The organism is Pseudoalteromonas sp. S2721 (assembly GCF_005887425.1).
Classification (GTDB): Bacteria; Pseudomonadota; Gammaproteobacteria; order Enterobacterales; family Alteromonadaceae; genus Pseudoalteromonas; species Pseudoalteromonas simplex.
On the sequence record NZ_PNCZ01000081.1, the window covers coordinates 1 to 15,225 of the forward strand.

At 41.5% G+C, this 15,225-nt stretch carries 15 protein-coding genes and 1 tRNA gene; 7 read left to right on the top strand and 9 right to left on the bottom strand.

Translation table 11 applies throughout. From position 1 onward, the window contains the following. The 5 genes from CWC02_RS20150 to nth all read left to right on the top strand — a co-directional run. On the top strand, positions 1 to 187 hold a 187-nt coding region (locus CWC02_RS20150), incomplete at its 5' end, for a hypothetical protein (RefSeq protein ID WP_138619905.1). Then, complete coding sequence (rsxD, locus tag CWC02_RS20155; RefSeq protein WP_138619906.1) at positions 184 to 1,239, top strand: electron transport complex subunit RsxD; 1,056 nt, start codon at positions 184 to 186, stop codon at positions 1,237 to 1,239. The genes CWC02_RS20150 and rsxD, both read left to right, overlap by 4 nt. After that, positions 1,239 to 1,874, top strand: coding sequence for an electron transport complex subunit RsxG (gene rsxG / locus CWC02_RS20160; protein WP_138619907.1), 636 nt, complete (start codon positions 1,239 to 1,241; stop codon positions 1,872 to 1,874). Before rsxD ends, rsxG begins: the two co-directional genes overlap by 1 nt. Further along, the gene (locus tag CWC02_RS20165) at positions 1,874 to 2,572 is read left to right on the top strand and encodes an electron transport complex subunit E (protein WP_105175132.1); all 699 of its coding nucleotides are present in this window, start codon (positions 1,874 to 1,876) and stop codon (positions 2,570 to 2,572) included. The genes rsxG and CWC02_RS20165 overlap by 1 nt, the downstream gene beginning before the upstream one ends. A 38-nt stretch (positions 2,573 to 2,610) precedes the next feature. After that, positions 2,611 to 3,243 (top strand): endonuclease III, encoded by a 633-nt coding sequence (gene nth, locus CWC02_RS20170; protein WP_138619908.1) that lies wholly within the window; start codon positions 2,611 to 2,613, stop codon positions 3,241 to 3,243. A 70-nt stretch (positions 3,244 to 3,313) separates the two neighbouring features. On the opposite strand, the gene CWC02_RS20175 is transcribed toward nth, so the two are convergent. The 3 genes from CWC02_RS20175 to CWC02_RS20185 all read right to left on the bottom strand — a co-directional run bounded on the left by CWC02_RS20175 (position 3,314) and on the right by CWC02_RS20185 (position 5,515). Beyond that, positions 3,314 to 3,562 (bottom strand): type II toxin-antitoxin system RelE/ParE family toxin, encoded by a 249-nt coding sequence (locus tag CWC02_RS20175; protein WP_138619909.1) that lies wholly within the window; start codon positions 3,560 to 3,562, stop codon positions 3,314 to 3,316. A 5-nt stretch (positions 3,563 to 3,567) separates the two neighbouring features. After that, the gene (locus CWC02_RS20180; RefSeq protein WP_054553697.1) at positions 3,568 to 3,792 is read right to left on the bottom strand and encodes a type II toxin-antitoxin system ParD family antitoxin; all 225 of its coding nucleotides are present in this window, start codon (positions 3,790 to 3,792) and stop codon (positions 3,568 to 3,570) included. Between the two features lie 187 nt (positions 3,793 to 3,979). Then, entirely contained in the window at positions 3,980 to 5,515 is a 1,536-nt protein-coding gene (locus CWC02_RS20185; RefSeq protein ID WP_138619910.1) for a S10 family peptidase, read from the bottom strand. Between the two features lie 254 nt (positions 5,516 to 5,769). Here CWC02_RS20185 and CWC02_RS20190 point away from each other — a divergent pair, with 254 nt between their 5' ends. Further along, positions 5,770 to 7,677, top strand: coding sequence for an aminotransferase class V-fold PLP-dependent enzyme (locus CWC02_RS20190; protein WP_138619911.1), 1,908 nt, complete (start codon positions 5,770 to 5,772; stop codon positions 7,675 to 7,677). Positions 7,678 to 7,895: 218 nt separating this feature from the next. Continuing rightward, positions 7,896 to 8,294 (top strand): lactoylglutathione lyase, encoded by a 399-nt coding sequence (gloA, locus tag CWC02_RS20195; RefSeq protein ID WP_055021479.1) that lies wholly within the window; start codon positions 7,896 to 7,898, stop codon positions 8,292 to 8,294. A 10-nt stretch (positions 8,295 to 8,304) separates the two neighbouring features. On the opposite strand, the gene CWC02_RS20200 is transcribed toward gloA, so the two are convergent. The 6 genes from CWC02_RS20200 to CWC02_RS20225 form a co-directional block, all read right to left on the bottom strand. Then, entirely contained in the window at positions 8,305 to 10,542 is a 2,238-nt protein-coding gene (locus tag CWC02_RS20200) for a HAMP domain-containing hybrid sensor histidine kinase/response regulator (RefSeq protein WP_138619912.1), read from the bottom strand. Continuing rightward, on the bottom strand, positions 10,539 to 11,669 hold the full coding sequence (locus tag CWC02_RS20205) for a sugar ABC transporter substrate-binding protein (RefSeq protein WP_138619913.1): 1,131 nt from the start codon (positions 11,667 to 11,669) through the stop codon (positions 10,539 to 10,541). Before CWC02_RS20205 ends, CWC02_RS20200 begins: the two co-directional genes overlap by 4 nt. Positions 11,670 to 11,770: 101 nt before the next feature. After that, positions 11,771 to 12,919 (bottom strand): ABC transporter permease, encoded by a 1,149-nt coding sequence (locus CWC02_RS20210; protein WP_138619914.1) that lies wholly within the window; start codon positions 12,917 to 12,919, stop codon positions 11,771 to 11,773. A 2-nt stretch (positions 12,920 to 12,921) separates the two neighbouring features. Continuing rightward, on the bottom strand, positions 12,922 to 13,848 hold the full coding sequence (locus CWC02_RS20215; protein ID WP_062567026.1) for an ABC transporter ATP-binding protein: 927 nt from the start codon (positions 13,846 to 13,848) through the stop codon (positions 12,922 to 12,924). After that, the gene (locus tag CWC02_RS20220) at positions 13,845 to 14,792 is read right to left on the bottom strand and encodes an HlyD family secretion protein (protein ID WP_105181582.1); all 948 of its coding nucleotides are present in this window, start codon (positions 14,790 to 14,792) and stop codon (positions 13,845 to 13,847) included. The genes CWC02_RS20215 and CWC02_RS20220 overlap by 4 nt, the downstream gene beginning before the upstream one ends. Positions 14,793 to 15,101: 309 nt before the next feature. After that, a tRNA-Glu gene (locus tag CWC02_RS20225) sits at positions 15,102 to 15,177 on the bottom strand. Between the last annotated feature and the right edge of the window lie 48 nt (positions 15,178 to 15,225).

Sequence of the window (15,225 nt, forward strand, 5' to 3'; positions counted from 1 at the left end):
CGCTAAAGAGCAAGCGCAGAGTGACGACTCTTCACAGCAAACTAATGATTCAAGTGCTGAGGCAGATGCCAAGCCGCAGGTTGATGAACCTGAGTCTAGCGAAGATAAGAAAAAAGCAGCGGTCGCTCGTGCCATTGCAAGAGCTAAAGCGAAAAAGTTACAACAAGAAGGAAACGATAAGTCATGAAACTAACCATGGCGAGTTCGCCGCATAATCATAGCCATAAATCATTAAGCCGATTAATGATGACAGTGATTGCTGCGTGTATTCCAGGCTTAATCGCGCAAGTTTTCTTCTTTGGTAGCGCTGTGTTAATTCAGCTTGTTCTCGCGCTGATTACTGTTAGTGCCTGTGAAGCTGCTGTATTACTGCTTCGAAAACGCAAAGTTTGGCCAACACTCAGTGATGGCAGTGCGTGGTTAACAGGCGTATTACTGGCGTTGAGTATTCCGCCTTTAGCACCTTGGTGGATTATCGTAATTGGCTGTCTCTTTGCCATTGTTATTGTAAAGCAGCTTTATGGTGGCCTTGGCTTTAATTTATTTAACCCTGCTATGGCAGCTTATGTATTACTACTTGTATCGTTTCCGGTGCAAATGACCAGCTGGTTACCTGTGAGTGATTTACTTGCATCTCCGATCAGCTTCTCACAACAGCTGTCTGTTATTTTCAATGGTTTTACCAGCGCTGGATTTAGTGTCGATCAGTTACGTGTAGCGATTGATGGCACAACCATGGCAACACCACTTGATACCGTTAAAACAGATGTCGCCCATCACCTAACGGTGGCTGAGAGTATGAGTAAGCCTCTTTTTAATGACTGGTTTGGTCTTGGTTGGGGCTGGGTTAACTTCGGCTTTTTAGTAGGTGGCCTTTATTTATTAAAATCTAAAATCATTAATTGGCATATCCCTGTTAGCTTTTTAGCCTCATTAGCCGTGTGCAGTGGTATTGGTTATATTGCAGCCCCGGGCACAGAGCCGGGCGTGGTATTTCACTTATTCAGTGGTGCAACCATGTTAGGGGCATTTTTTATTGCTACCGATCCAGTTTCTGCATCAACAACGAATAGAGGTCGTTTAATTTACGGCGCGTTAATTGGTCTACTTGTTTACTTAATTCGTACTTTCGGTGGTTACCCTGATGCAGTGGCATTTAGTGTATTGCTGTTAAATATGGCGGTGCCTTTAATTGATTACTACACGCAACCACGAACTTACGGCCATGGGGTGAAATAATGATCCTTTCCTCAATGACTAAAAACGGCACTATTCTTACAGCATTTGCACTTATTACCACAGGCACTGTAGCCCTTACTCATAGCCTGACTGCTGAGCGTATTGAAGAGCAAGAAAAGCAACAACTTGCAGAGCAGCTGCAACAAGTACTTGATGCCCATCATTACGACAATCAACTATACAAAGATTGTGTTGTAATCACCGATGAGCGCTTAGGTCCACGTCCTGAGCAAATAATCTACCGCGCCTACAAAGATAATAAGCCGTATGCTTTAGTAATGCGCCATGTAACACCAAGTGGTTATAGCGGCGATATCAACTTATTAACGGCGGTTTTTGCCAATGGTGAAATAGCGGGTGTTCGTGTAACTAAGCACGAAGAAACACCGGGCCTTGGCGATAAAGTTGAGGTCAAAAAATCAGACTGGATCACCCTTTTCAAAGGCCAAAATGTACTTTCTGACGATGACAGCCGCTGGGCTGTTAAAAAAGATGGTGGCCAATTTGATCAGTTTACTGGCGCAACCATTACACCGCGTGCCGTTGTCGGCTCAGTTAAACAAGCTGTGCTGTTTGCCCAAGCTGAATTTGATAATCTGTTTGCTGCGCCAAACACCTGTCAAGGAGCCAAGTAATGAGCCAAGTTAAAACCTTATTTAAAGATGGTATGTGGGCTAATAACCCTGCCCTTGTGCAGTTATTAGGCTTATGCCCGCTACTTGCTGTTACTTCTACGATCACCAATGCATTAGGCCTTGGTTTAGCAACTTTATTGGTACTTGTTGGTTCTAATGTCACCGTATCGATTGTGCGTAACTGGGTACCAAAAGATATTCGTATTCCTGTTTTTGTGATGATCATCGCAGGCTTTGTGACCATCGTGCAGCTGATGATGAATGCCTATACATTTGGGCTTTATCAATCATTGGGGATTTTTATTCCGCTTATTGTTACCAACTGTGCCATTATCGGTCGCGCAGAAGCATTCGCCTCTAAAAATACAGTGCCACTTTCAGCCTTTGACGGACTGATGATGGGACTTGGCTTTATGTTAGTTTTAGTGGTGCTAGGGGCAATGCGTGAACTTATTGGTCAAGGTACACTATTTGATGGTGCTGATTTATTATTAGGGCCATGGGCTGCTGCACTTCGAATTGAAGTATTCAGTTTTGATAACCAATTTTTATTAGCTATCTTACCACCGGGTGCCTTTTTAGGACTTGGTTTACTGATTGCTGCAAAAAATGTCATTGATACACAAATAAAATCTAAGCAAGTTGTTACTCCAGAAGTAGAAAAAGGCCCAAGAGCCCGAGTAACAAGTTTAACTTAAAGGAGAGCACGCACCGTCACTGCGTGCTTTACGCCACCATGAATAAAGAAAAACGCTATGAGATCTTATCTCGTCTACGTGAGCAAAACCCGCACCCAGAAACAGAGCTTGAATACTCAAGCCCGTTTGAGTTATTAGTTGCGGTTACCTTATCAGCACAAGCTACAGATGTGGGTGTTAATAAAGCAACCCGTAAGCTATTCCCTGTTGCTAACACGCCTCAAGCGATTCTTGATTTAGGCCTTGAAGGCCTTCGTGATTACATCAAGACCATTGGTTTGTTTAATTCGAAAGCCAATAATGTCTATAAAATGTGTGAGATTCTGGTCAATAAACATAACTCAGAAGTCCCAGAGAATCGTGAAGCGCTCGAAGCATTACCGGGGGTTGGCAGAAAGACCGCGAATGTTGTTTTAAACTGTGCCTTTGGCTGGCCAACAATTGCTGTAGACACTCACATTTTCCGCGTTTCTAACCGCACTAAGTTTGCTATGGGTAAAGATGTGGTGGCTGTAGAACAAAAACTAGAAAAAGTGGTACCTAAAGAATTTAAGGTCGATGTACACCACTGGTTAATTCTGCATGGCCGCTATGTGTGTACTGCTCGTAAACCTAAATGCAGCAGCTGTATTATCGAAGATTTGTGTGAGTTTAAAGAGAAGACAGAGTAATTAAGTATTGTTGCGGACCTGCATTAGCTTGTTAGGTGTAGTTGAACCTTCATTTGTTGATGCAGAATTCTCACAATAAAAATATCGTTGGCTCTTTTTTTAAAAAAGATGTAGTGCTTTTAAATATATACCGAGAATATCCTGGCTTGATATCGCTAACATCTTGAGCAAGGCTCGGCTCAGTAGACAAAGCCATTAGCGTTTCATGAATTCCAATTAAATAGTTTTCTGCTTGAGAAACACCGAATTCAATTTCGGTGTACTGAAAAATACGCTCCAAGTCATACTGAGCTTTATTAGAGAGAACATATTTAGCCATTCGCTTTAAGTTTTGTTTTTGGATTTGGATATAATATCTAAAACCGTTAACTCACTCTCACCACTTAGCTCACCCTCTACTAATGCCATTCTAATAGCATCTTTTTCACTCTGATTATGGCGGATCAAATCGCGGATATAATCACTTGCATTTGAGAATCGACCTGACTCAACTTGGGCATCAATCCATGAGCGCATTTCATCTGGAATAGAGATATTTAAAGTTGCCATAGTTAATTCCTATATATTTACAGTCTTTGATTATGGCAGATATTGGCAAACATTGGCAACAAATATGGTCGATATGCACCAATGGTTAATCCTTGATAGACACTATATGTGTAACGTTCTTAACCTTTTCTATCACACCCTTTGCGCATTGTGCCAAACACAGGGTTTGGCACAATATTCCTAGTCATTATCGTGGGTTTTGGCTCACCTGCTTTTTAATAAATTCTCGCGTATCTCTTAACAGCGCCACTCTTGCTGGTTCGTGAACATACATCATGTGACCACCGTGATAATAGTGATAGTCAATTTTATCAGCGTATATACCGTGTCTATTTAAGGTGTATTCAGCATCAAAAAATGGCGTGACAATATCGTAATAACCAGAGGCGACCATCACTTTCATTTGTGGATTGCTGCGAAGCACATAAGATAAATCTGGCGCTGTATTGACGTATCTTGGCTCCCAGCCTTGTCCATCAGGCGCTGTGCGCCAGCGCCAGTTATCTGATAACTCAGGATCGCCAGGGTTTAAGTATTTTCTTTTCCACTGTACGTTTAAATCTGTACGCATGTATTTCATCAATGCCGCTTTATAAGCCGGCCCTATCACTTTTGACGCATCTTGCTTAGGAGCTGCTGTTAAATCGTCTCGTTCATCAAGCTTATAACGTCCATCAAGAAAGCCTACTGCGACGCCCTCATCACGCAATAACTCTTTAGCGAATCTAAAGGCATTAATGCGTAAATCAACCTGCTCAATATATTGTTTGCTTAGCCCTGTATAACGGTGAAGGCCGTCAACAATTTGCTTTCGGTCAGCTTTACTAAGGGCATTCCCCTTAAATAAGGCTGGTAGTAATTCATCAACTGCAAATTGTCGGCTCGCATCAATAAACGCTTCAAAATTTCCTGATGTGTCTACTTTTTTATGATACCAAGCGGTTGCAGCAAGTGTGGGTATGTAAGTGATATAAGAAATGATGTTGTCATCAACATAAGGGCTTGAACCTTGATAGTCTAAAGCTTGTGACACAAAAATAATGCCATTTACATTAATCAGGTGTTTATCCATCAGTACTTTAGAAACCGCTGCTGCTCGAGTTGTACCATAGCTCTCTCCCAATAAAAATATTGGCGCATTCCAGCGGTTTTCTTTTGTTAGCCACTGGGCAATAAAATCAGCAATAGCAGATGCATCCTGATTCAAGCCCCAAAAGGCTTTGCTGTCAGTGTCACCTAAGGCGCGCGAGTAACCTGTACCAACAGGGTCCACAAACACCATATCAGTCACATCAAGTATCGTCTCAGGCGCATCTTTTAATTCGTAAGGAGCCAATCCAGGAGCCGTTGCATCGCTTGGTACCACGACTCGTTTCGGACCATAAGCGCCCATATGTAACCAATTAGACGATGAGCCCGGGCCACCATTCCAGATAAATGTTACGGGTCTGTTCTTGTTGTCATCTGCAGCTAGGTAATCAAACGAAAAGATAGCAGCTTTAGGCTCTTCGTTTTTGTTTAACAAATAAGTTTCACCGGCTACAGCTTCGTATTTCAGCTTTGTACCATTAAAGGTGCCTTTATGCTGGGTCACAAATTTAGAGGCTTCGGGTATCGACTTTTTATTGTTTGAATCTGAGACTTCATCTGCATTAACTGCGCTCGTACAAAACGCAAACAATGTAGAGATGACTACAGTTTTGAAATTGGCAACATACGCCATGTTTTATTCTCCCTAGCATGTTTATCTTTATTTTTATCTGTATCTGGCTTGAGAGCTTTTATCGCAGAGTGCTCAATTAACCTTTTACTTAAGCATTACTTTTACAGTAAGAACATGTAATTTCAACTATCTGCGATTAACACGCAAAAAAGCCTAATCAGTATCGGAACAAAAAATATCAGCGTAATCATTTCACAAGCTTCCATCCTTTCGTTATGCTGTTGAGTAATGTGAAATTTTTTATATGAGTTGCTATGTTACCTTTACTTCGTATCTTGTTAATTGAACAAGATCCTGCCACCTTAAAAGAGCTTTCAACGAACCTAGAAAAAACAATCCCTAATTTTGAACGAAGTGATGTTGATATCGACATTATCGAGTGCATAGAGCTCAAGCAGGCGTTGAAATATGTAGAGGAAGATGGCGATATTCAAGCTGTAGTACTTAGTTGGGATGTACTGAACAATGGCGAGCGCACCTATAGCCGTTTTATCGAGCAATTAAAAGGCATACGCCTAGAACTGCCTGTTTATGTTATTGGTGACGATACGAAAGGCTTGGAGATAGTTAACGAGTCAGAAGAAATTGAATCTTTCTTTTTTAAAGATGAGGTCATTTCAGACCCCGAAGCAATCTTGGGCTATATGATCAATGACTTTGATGATCGTTCAGAAACGCCATTTTGGACCGCCTACCGTCGTTATGTGGGTGAATCGAACGATTCATGGCACACACCTGGTCACAGTGGCGGTGCTAGCTTTAGAAATTCTCCGTATATTAAAGACTTTTATCAGTTTTATGGCCGTAACGTATTTGTTGGCGACCTGTCGGTTTCTGTCGACTCGCTTGGTTCATTATCAGACAGCACCAACACCATAGGCCGCTCTCAAGAATCAGCGGCGGCGACATTTGAAGTAAAACATACCTACTTTGTTACCAATGGGTCATCCACTTCAAATAAGATTATTTTGCAAACTTTACTACGTAAAGGCGATAAGGTGATCATCGACCGAAACTGCCATAAATCAGTACATTACGGCATTTTGCAATCGGCTAGTTTACCTATTTATTTATCGAGTATTTTAAATCCTAAATATGGTATCTTCGCGCCCCCTTCATTGGCTGACATTAAGCAAGCGATTGAGCAAAATAGCGATGCTAAATTACTGGTTTTAACCGGCTGTACTTACGATGGTCTGCTTAGCGATTTAAAACAAGTGGTTGAATTTGCACACCAGCACGGTATTAAAGTGTTTATCGACGAAGCGTGGTTTGCTTACTCGCTTTTCCATCCAAGTTTACGCCACTACTCAGCAATAAATGCTGGCGCAGACTATGTTACCCATTCGGCACATAAAGTGGTTTCGGCGTTCTCTCAGGCGTCTTACATTCATGTTAACGATCCTGGTTTCGATGCCGATTTCTTCCGTGAGATCTACAGTATTTACGCCAGTACCTCGCCAAAATATCAGCTCATTGCTTCGCTGGATGTATGCCAGAAGCAATTAGAAATGGAAGGTTATAAATTACTGAATGCCCTGCTGAATCATGTTGCAGAGTTTAAGCAGCAAATGGCTTCACTAAAACATATTAAAGTGCTCGATAAGCAAGATTTCATGGATATATTCCCACATTTTAGTGGCGATAACATGGGTCACGATCCGCTGAAGATCCTTATCGATATTAGTGAGTTACCTTATTCATTAAAGGATATTCATAAATTCCTATTAGATGAAATTGGCCTTGAAATCGAAAAATACACACACAGCACCATTTTAGTTTTATTGACTCTTGGTGGTACACGCTCAAAGATCATTCGTCTTTACAATGCGCTTAAGAAACTCGATAGCGGTAAAGTAAAACTTGCCACTTCAATGAGACGCACACGCCTACCAGAGAATCTACCCGCTATTGACTTAGCCTGTATTCCTAGTGATGCATTCTATGGCGAACGAGAATCTGTGCCAATTAGCAAAAGTAACAACCGAATTTGTGCCGGATTAGTGACACCTTATCCTCCTGGAATCCCGCTTTTAGTGCCGGGGCAACATATCACTAATGAGCATATCGAATATCTTAAGGAGTTGGCGGGACAAGGTCTGACAATTCAAGGGAGCTTTGATGGCGAAATTTATGTACTTAAGGGTAAAGTGAAAAGCTAAGCTTCGCTTATACCGCAAAAACCTCATTGTTATGCAGCAATCCCTATTCATTGCTGCATAACGTCACCCTTTTCATATTAAACGCTTTGTCTCAATGCTACTGTGCATGCAATCGAAATAACTTATAATCCATTTTTAATAATTTTAATGCGCAGCGTTGTACCATGCTGCGTTATTGAAATTGTGCGAATTTAAAGACAAGAAAGAGGATGCTTAAAATGCGCTTATTACACACAATGCTTCGCGTTGCTGATTTAGATAAATCAATTGAATTTTATACGCAGGTATTAGGTATGAAAGAGCTGCGCCGTGCAGACAACGAAGAGTACCGCTACACCCTTGCTTTTGTCGGTTATGGTGACGAAAAAGATTCGACGGTGCTTGAGCTTACTTATAACTGGGATACAGACAGCTATGATTTGGGTAATGCATACGGTCATATTGCTATCGAGTTTGATGATATTTATAAAGCCTGCGAAGACATTAAAGCTGCTGGCGGTAATGTGAGTCGTGAGCCGGGTCCTGTAAAAGGCGGCACAACTGAAATCGCGTTTGTTAAAGACCCTGATGGTTATGCGATTGAGTTAATTCAGAAAAAAGATAACACCACTTTTTGATTCATACTGGCTATTTCAGCGATTGCTGAGATAGCCACTTTGCGAGTGCTTTTTCAAGTTCAGCAAAATTAATTGGCTTTGCGATATGGTCACTGATACCAATTTTTGCGCTTGTTTCGATGTCGTCTTTCATTGCATTAGCACTGACGGCAATAATCGGCGTATCAAAATCTGGCCTTGCAAGTAAGTTTTCGCTGGCAGTTAATCCATCCATCACCGGCATTTGAATATCCATTAAAATCAGTGCGTAATCTTGTGTTAGGGTTTTCTCACAGGCAATTTGTCCATTTTCTGCCAATTCATAACTCAGACCTAATTGAGTTAAATACTTAGTGATAACAATTTGGTTAATCGGGTTATCTTCGGCAATTAATATTGGCTTGTCGACTGATTTAAAATCGAACTGAGTATCTTCATCTGATTGGTGTTCTTTTGCACTAGCGTCCTGTGGGTTTAGTGATTTAAAATTAACATTAATGGTAAAATCGGTGCCTTTGCCAAGCTCACTGTCGATAGCAATAGTACCTCCCATCAAATCAATCATCCCCTTACTGATGGCAAGCCCAAGACCGGTCCCTCCATATTCACGAGTGGTGCTACTTTGCGCTTGGACAAAGGGATTAAACAGGGCCGTTATTTTATCTTCAGAGATACCTATGCCTGTATCTTTTACCGATATCACGACGGCTGTCTGGTGTTCATCTCGGCTTTGCAGAGTAAGCGAAAGAACGATCTCTCCTTGATTGGTGAACTTAACGGCGTTAGAGAGTAAGTTAATTAGCACTTGTTTAACACGTATTTCATCACATTCTACATTCAGCGATTGTAATGAGGAGACATCAAGCCGGCAGCCAATCCCTTTGGCATCACAGCTCGGTTTGAACAGCAAGATAAGGTCATTGCAAAGCGCGACTAAATCACATTGTCGCGACTCGAGCTCTATTTTATTGGCCTCTATTTTTGAAAAATCGAGAATATCGTTAATCACGGTTAATAACACATCACTGCAGTTATTAATTTGCCTTACAAACTCTGCTTGCTCTGGTGTTAGCGTGCTTTTATTAAGTAGCTGCAAAAAACCCACAATACCATTCATCGGTGTGCGAATTTCATGGCTCATATTAGCTAAGAACTGGCTTTTAACTTGCTCAGAACGCTCAGCGCGAAGTTTTTCTAATTGCAATGAAGTAATTTGTATATCAATGGTATCGGCCATGCTGCTGAGGGAATCTGCAATATCTTTAAACTCTTGATAATGAAAATCGTCTATATCTTGTTTGTAATTACCTAACGCATATTCACGACTAAGAGCAGTAATGCGATTTAGCGGGTTATGGAGCCGTGCCGTCAGCCAGCGCACTAAGATAAATGAAAAAATAGAGAGTCCTACGATTAGCAGCCCAGCTAATATGGCCGTTTGCTTTACAGCGCTGGTGTAGGTGGTTTTTGCTTCATTAATTTGGAACTGTAAACTGGTTGGCTTACCTGCAAAAAAAACATTACTGATTGAGGCCTGCCCCATTAATTTGCCGTTATCGCCAGCATCGCCCACGCTATATAAAATGTTATCTTGTGCTGTAATTTGTACCTGCTTACCCGCTTGATAAACCGGTTGCTCATTATGTATTGCAAGCCACTTTAACGCCTCTGATAAAGGCACAAAAGACACTAACACGCCCGTTTTAATTATTGGCTCACTGAGAGAATCTTGCTCATGCAACAGCTTAGATGTAATTGCCAGTAAAGCATTTTGTTTTGCCTGTAAAGGTGCGAGTAGCTCAGTAACTTGCGGATTATCAATAATTTGAATTGTGTTTTGCTCTGTTGATGTTTGAGCGCTGTCGAGAATGCTTTTAGTGAGTTTAAAATTCAAATTTAAAGAAGTGATCGGATACCCTTCAACTATAAACCCTTGATTATCAATAACAATTGATGCATTAATTTGTGGATTTTGGGCAACAAATTCTTGTAGCTGCACAAGCGCGAACTGTGAGTACACCACTTTATTTGGCAGCTCAGTTATCGCCTTAGTGCTACTTAGTAATTGGCTGTTTTTCTCAAGCTTAAATAAGAGTTGTTCAAGGCTGGCCGCATTATTTCTAGCTTGCCATTGTAAACTCGTATTTGCTTGGTCAATTGAGCTTAAATAGAAACGCCCTATCATCAAACCTGCAAGGATCAGCAGGGGAATAATGACCAGTAGTAATACACTGATAAATAAGGCGCGGCTAAAGCGTGGACTACTCATTCATCCCCTTCATTGGCAATCGAACGCTCTGCCAACCCTTGCATAAAAAGCCCCGCTTGCTCAGCAGTTAAGGCACCACTGCCATAGCGAATAAATCCTTTATTTAATACTTCCCATACGATGATCATCGATGCGGTTGAAGGCATAGGTTTTGTAAATTGCATCGCTTCAATTAAGGTTGCTAACTCTGTGCCTTGTTGTGATTTTAAACTATTTAACACCTCAGTATTAACGGGGATATCTTGAAGCTTTTGCCAAATCATTGTTTGAAATTTTTCTGCTTGAACCAATTTAGCAAATTTGATCAAATTGTCTTTATTAACGCCATTTAAGCCATCATTTGGAAATGCCAACACAAAGGTAGAGTAATAAGGCTGCATATACTCACCATTAAGTTTCGGCAATTGCTGCACAGCTAAATTATCACCAAGCGCTTGCTCATACGTTTTTAATGCCCAAGCTCCATCGATGGTGAAGGCAGCTTGCTGCGCTTTAAATGCATTATTTGAGCAAGTGTAATCGCACTGTCTATCAACCAGATTTTGTTTATTTAAATCCCAAACAAATTTGAGAGCCGATTGCATTGCTGGTGTATTAAGCTGAACATGGTTATCTACAATTAGGTCGCCATTAAAAGCCGATAAGAACGGGATAAACCAATACATTTCCATAAAACTCCATGTAACGAGTTTCACTTTTTCAGGCAATGATGATTGAATTCGGTATATATCCTGCCAATTTTCTATTGGCTCTTTAACAAACTGCTTATTATAAAAAAGTAACAGGTGATTGCCTTGAATGATGGGTATACCTAAGAGCTTGTTGTTTAGCTTTGCTGTTTCTAAGGTTCGCTTGTCTGTGGTATCAGCTATGAGTGAGTCTGGGATAACGCTGTAGTTGGCATATTTATCAAGGCCTAAATGATCAGCAGGTACAATAACAACGTCTGTAGAGGTGCTGGTACTGGTATTTTGCACCAGCCTGACTTTTAGCGCCTTTTGGTCAACTAATACAGAGTTAACCGTCAAGCCACTTTGTTCAGCAAGTGTGCTTAACAGCTCATTAAAGTGCTCATGCTTCATGGTATGGGCTAGGTTTATCGTTGCTGCATAGCAATCAAACGTCACTAGTAGCACCGCCACCCAAAATACTCGCCACACGCTTACATCTACTCAAAAAGAATTAAAATTACACTTTAGTTAAGCACATATGTCTTAAATTGCCTAGCCTAATCAAGGGTTTTCTTAAACCTAAATGCAGCCACAGCCAAGCCCAAAATTGTAAAGGCTAACAGCCAAAGTAAATCACTGCTCATGCTTATTAGATTGACATCTTTTAGCACAATTCCACGTATTAACCTTAGGTAATGCGTTGCGGGTAAGCACTCAGCAAGCCATTGCGCTGCCTTTGGCATGCCTTCATAAGGAAATACAAAACCTGATAATAATATCGAGGGTAACAGAATGAAAATTGTCATTTGCATTGCTTGAAGCTGATTTTTAGCGATGGTTGAAAGCACTAAGCCAAGCACTAAACTGGCACATATAAACGCAAAGGTTGCGACAACCAATGCGACTAAACCACCTCCAAAAGGAATATGAAACAAGAGCTTACCCATACCTAGTATAATAAATAACTGAATAAAACCAATGAAGATATAAGGCACCACTTTACCAATCATTAATTCAAGTGAGCTTAACGGTAAGGTGATTAAGAGCTCCATATTACCTCGCTCTTGCTCTTTAACAATGGCTGCAGAGGTAAACATAATCATCGTCATGGTTAAAATAACAGCAGCTAAACCTGGCACAATATTCACTGCAGAGCGTTGCTCTGGGTTATAAAATAAGGTCGTCTCAAAGGTCGGATACGTTCTATTCGCAGGCTTATCGAGAAGCTCTGCAAGCGGCATATTGCGCAGCGATTTTATGCTCGACGCGACCATTGTATCTGAGCCGTCAACTAACCAATGCGCAATTGGCCTGACTAACGACTCATTACTGCCATCAGGCAAACCAAAACCCACTATTGGGTGCTGGGCAAGTCGGTTTGCCACATCGTGGGGTATAAACAGCACAGCCCGCACTTTCGCGCTCGCGATTGCTGTTTGTGCCTGTTCAATACTGTCGTAATAATCCGTCACTTTAACCACATTTGTCGCCGATACTGTTTGTACTAAAATGCGACTGAGCGCAGTTTGACTATGATCGACCACTGCAATAGGGATATCTTTAACGTTGGTGTTAATAGCGTAACCAAATAGAATCAGTTGGATAAGGGGGATCATCACCACCATCGCAAAGGTCATTCGATCACGGCGTAATTGTAATAATTCTTTGCTTACAATTGCTCTTATGCGGCTTAATGAAGTCACAATACTCATTGTCGGCCCTGCCCTGTGCAGGTGACAAACACGTCTTCAAGGCTTGGACGCACACTATTTACTTGCCACGTATCCTGACAAAATGATTGCTGTTTTATGAACTCAACGGGATCTTGAACATCTTTTTTTACTAATACTCGCAGCTGTGCACCTAGCTGAGTGGCTGAAATAACATGGTCGATTGTTGCGAGCTGTTTTTTTAATTCTCTGGTTTGCGCCCCTGCGATTTCTACAACATGAGCGTGCATGTCTGTCATTAATTGCTTTGGAGAGCCATCCGCGCGTTTAATACCAGATTCTAAAATGGCTAAACGATGACAACGCTCGGCTTCATCCATGTAATGAGTGGTAACTAATATCGTGGTACCGGCATTACTTAAATCAAACAGTGTTTCCCAAAAATCACGGCGATTTTGTGGATCGACTGCCGATGTTGGTTCATCAAGAAATAAAATTTTCGGTTTATTAATCACTGCAGCAGCTAATGCTAAGCGCTGCCGTTGGCCCCCACTCATACTTCCGGCCATTTGATCTACTCTTTGATCAAGGCCATAGGTATGGAGCAATTCGTCAATTCTTTGTTGCTTTTGCTGCTTTTTAAACGGGTAAAGCGCCGCCATGAACTTTAGGTTTTCAAGTACGGTCAAGTCACTATAAAGTGAAAACTTTTGCGTCATATAACCGAGTTGTGTTCTGAGCTTTTCAGCATCTTTTGGCAGACTCAAGCCAAGCACATTGATATCACCAGAGGTTGGCTTCAATAACCCTGTAAGCATACGGATTGCAGTCGTTTTACCACAGCCATTAGGGCCCAAAAAGCCATAAATTTGCCCTTGCTCAACGTCTAGATCAAGGTTATCAATCGCTTTTAAATCGCCAAATTGTTTTACCAAACCTTTGGCATGGATCACCGATTCAGTCATGGCATAATCACTTGAGCAGGTACGCCTGTCGGTAAATTATTTTCACTTGTGGGTAGTGTTACCTCAGCAAGATACATTAATCGCGCACGTTCTTCCTGATTAAGGGCATAAAAAGGCGTGAACGCAGGCTCTGTGGCAATCCAGGTCAGTTCACCCTGAATATCTTTATCTATGCCATCGACGCGAACCGTAAGTGTCATCCCCTGATTGAGCTTGGCACGATATGGTTCAGGGATATATACGCGTGCGTAAGGTGCGCTGTTTGCTTGAATTATAACGACAGGGCTGCCTTTAGTAACTCGCTCACCTACGTGCCAAGGTAAATTATCGACCCTGCCAGCACGCATCGCTTTAATTGTCAGATCTGAGAGGTATTTTTGCTGTACTTTTAGTTCTGCTTCTGCCGCCTGAACTTGCGCTTTCGCACTATTAATATCTTCAACGCGAGAACCATTTGTTAATTCATTTAAGTTCTGCTTTGCTGATTCTAAATTAGCGAAAGTCTCATCGCGTGCAGCGGTTGCACTGTCTAAGGTTTCTTGGCTAGCGAGTTTATCTTTAACTAAGGTTTTTGCACGGCGAAAATTAGCTTCGCTTTGCGTATATGCAGCATTGGCTGCTGCTACTTTGGCTGATGCGGCAGCAACTTCTTCGGGGCGAGCACCATTCAAGGTTTTTTCAAGAAATGCAGTGGCTTGAGCTAATTGAGCTTGTGCTTTAGCAACAATCGCTTGTTGTAGTTCGGCATCAAACTTTGCAATCACCTGCCCTTTTTCGACCAACTGGCCTGCTGAAACGGGTAAATCGATCAGTATTTCGTTAGTCGTTGCAGGATGGATCACACGCTCACGCTCAAGCGTTCCTAGCGCTACTCCCTCATTTGAGTCTGAGCAAGCAGTAATGACTAAAGAAATTAGTATGAGTACAACACGTTTAGCTAACATTTTAATTTCCTTATGGTTAGCTGATGAGTTGCTAGATACTATAAAGTATTAAAATGATCTGTAAAAGTGATCTATAGGAATTAAAGTTTTAGAAATATATGGAGTCTATATCGTAAAGATATATGGAGAATAAGGAATCTTAAGTTGAAAAATCTTAGTTATATTTGAAATGATATTTAAAAGATAGTCTTTCCAACACATTACTTACTTAAAGTAAGTGGCGTCCCCAAGAGATTCGTACTCTTGATAACGTCGTGCATAGATTGCGCGGTGTTCACCGCCCCACTACACATAACCTACTTAGATAAGTGGCGTCCCCAAGGGGATTCGAACCCCTGTTACCGCCGTGAAAGGGCGGTGTCCTAGGCCTCTAGACGATGGGGACACAGAAACAGTCACACCTACAAAAAAACCTAGTAATAGAGATTTTCGG

Excerpts from the sequence above, each read along its gene's own strand:
- rsxD (WP_138619906.1), top strand. The coding sequence starts at position 184 with ATGAAACTAACCATGGCGAGTTCGCCGCATAATCATAGCCATAAATCA.
- CWC02_RS20200 (WP_138619912.1), bottom strand. The coding sequence starts at position 10,542 with ATGAGTAGTCCACGCTTTAGCCGCGCCTTATTTATCAGTGTATTACTA.
- CWC02_RS20220 (WP_105181582.1), bottom strand. The coding sequence starts at position 14,792 with ATGTTAGCTAAACGTGTTGTACTCATACTAATTTCTTTAGTCATTACT.
- CWC02_RS20185 (WP_138619910.1), bottom strand. The coding sequence starts at position 5,515 with ATGGCGTATGTTGCCAATTTCAAAACTGTAGTCATCTCTACATTGTTT.
- CWC02_RS20165 (WP_105175132.1), top strand. The coding sequence starts at position 1,874 with ATGAGCCAAGTTAAAACCTTATTTAAAGATGGTATGTGGGCTAATAAC.
- nth (WP_138619908.1), top strand. The coding sequence starts at position 2,611 with ATGAATAAAGAAAAACGCTATGAGATCTTATCTCGTCTACGTGAGCAA.
- CWC02_RS20190 (WP_138619911.1), top strand. The coding sequence starts at position 5,770 with ATGTTACCTTTACTTCGTATCTTGTTAATTGAACAAGATCCTGCCACC.
- CWC02_RS20180 (WP_054553697.1), bottom strand. The coding sequence starts at position 3,792 with ATGGCAACTTTAAATATCTCTATTCCAGATGAAATGCGCTCATGGATT.
- CWC02_RS20175 (WP_138619909.1), bottom strand. The coding sequence starts at position 3,562 with ATGGCTAAATATGTTCTCTCTAATAAAGCTCAGTATGACTTGGAGCGT.
- CWC02_RS20215 (WP_062567026.1), bottom strand. The coding sequence starts at position 13,848 with ATGACTGAATCGGTGATCCATGCCAAAGGTTTGGTAAAACAATTTGGC.
- rsxG (WP_138619907.1), top strand. The coding sequence starts at position 1,239 with ATGATCCTTTCCTCAATGACTAAAAACGGCACTATTCTTACAGCATTT.
- gloA (WP_055021479.1), top strand. The coding sequence starts at position 7,896 with ATGCGCTTATTACACACAATGCTTCGCGTTGCTGATTTAGATAAATCA.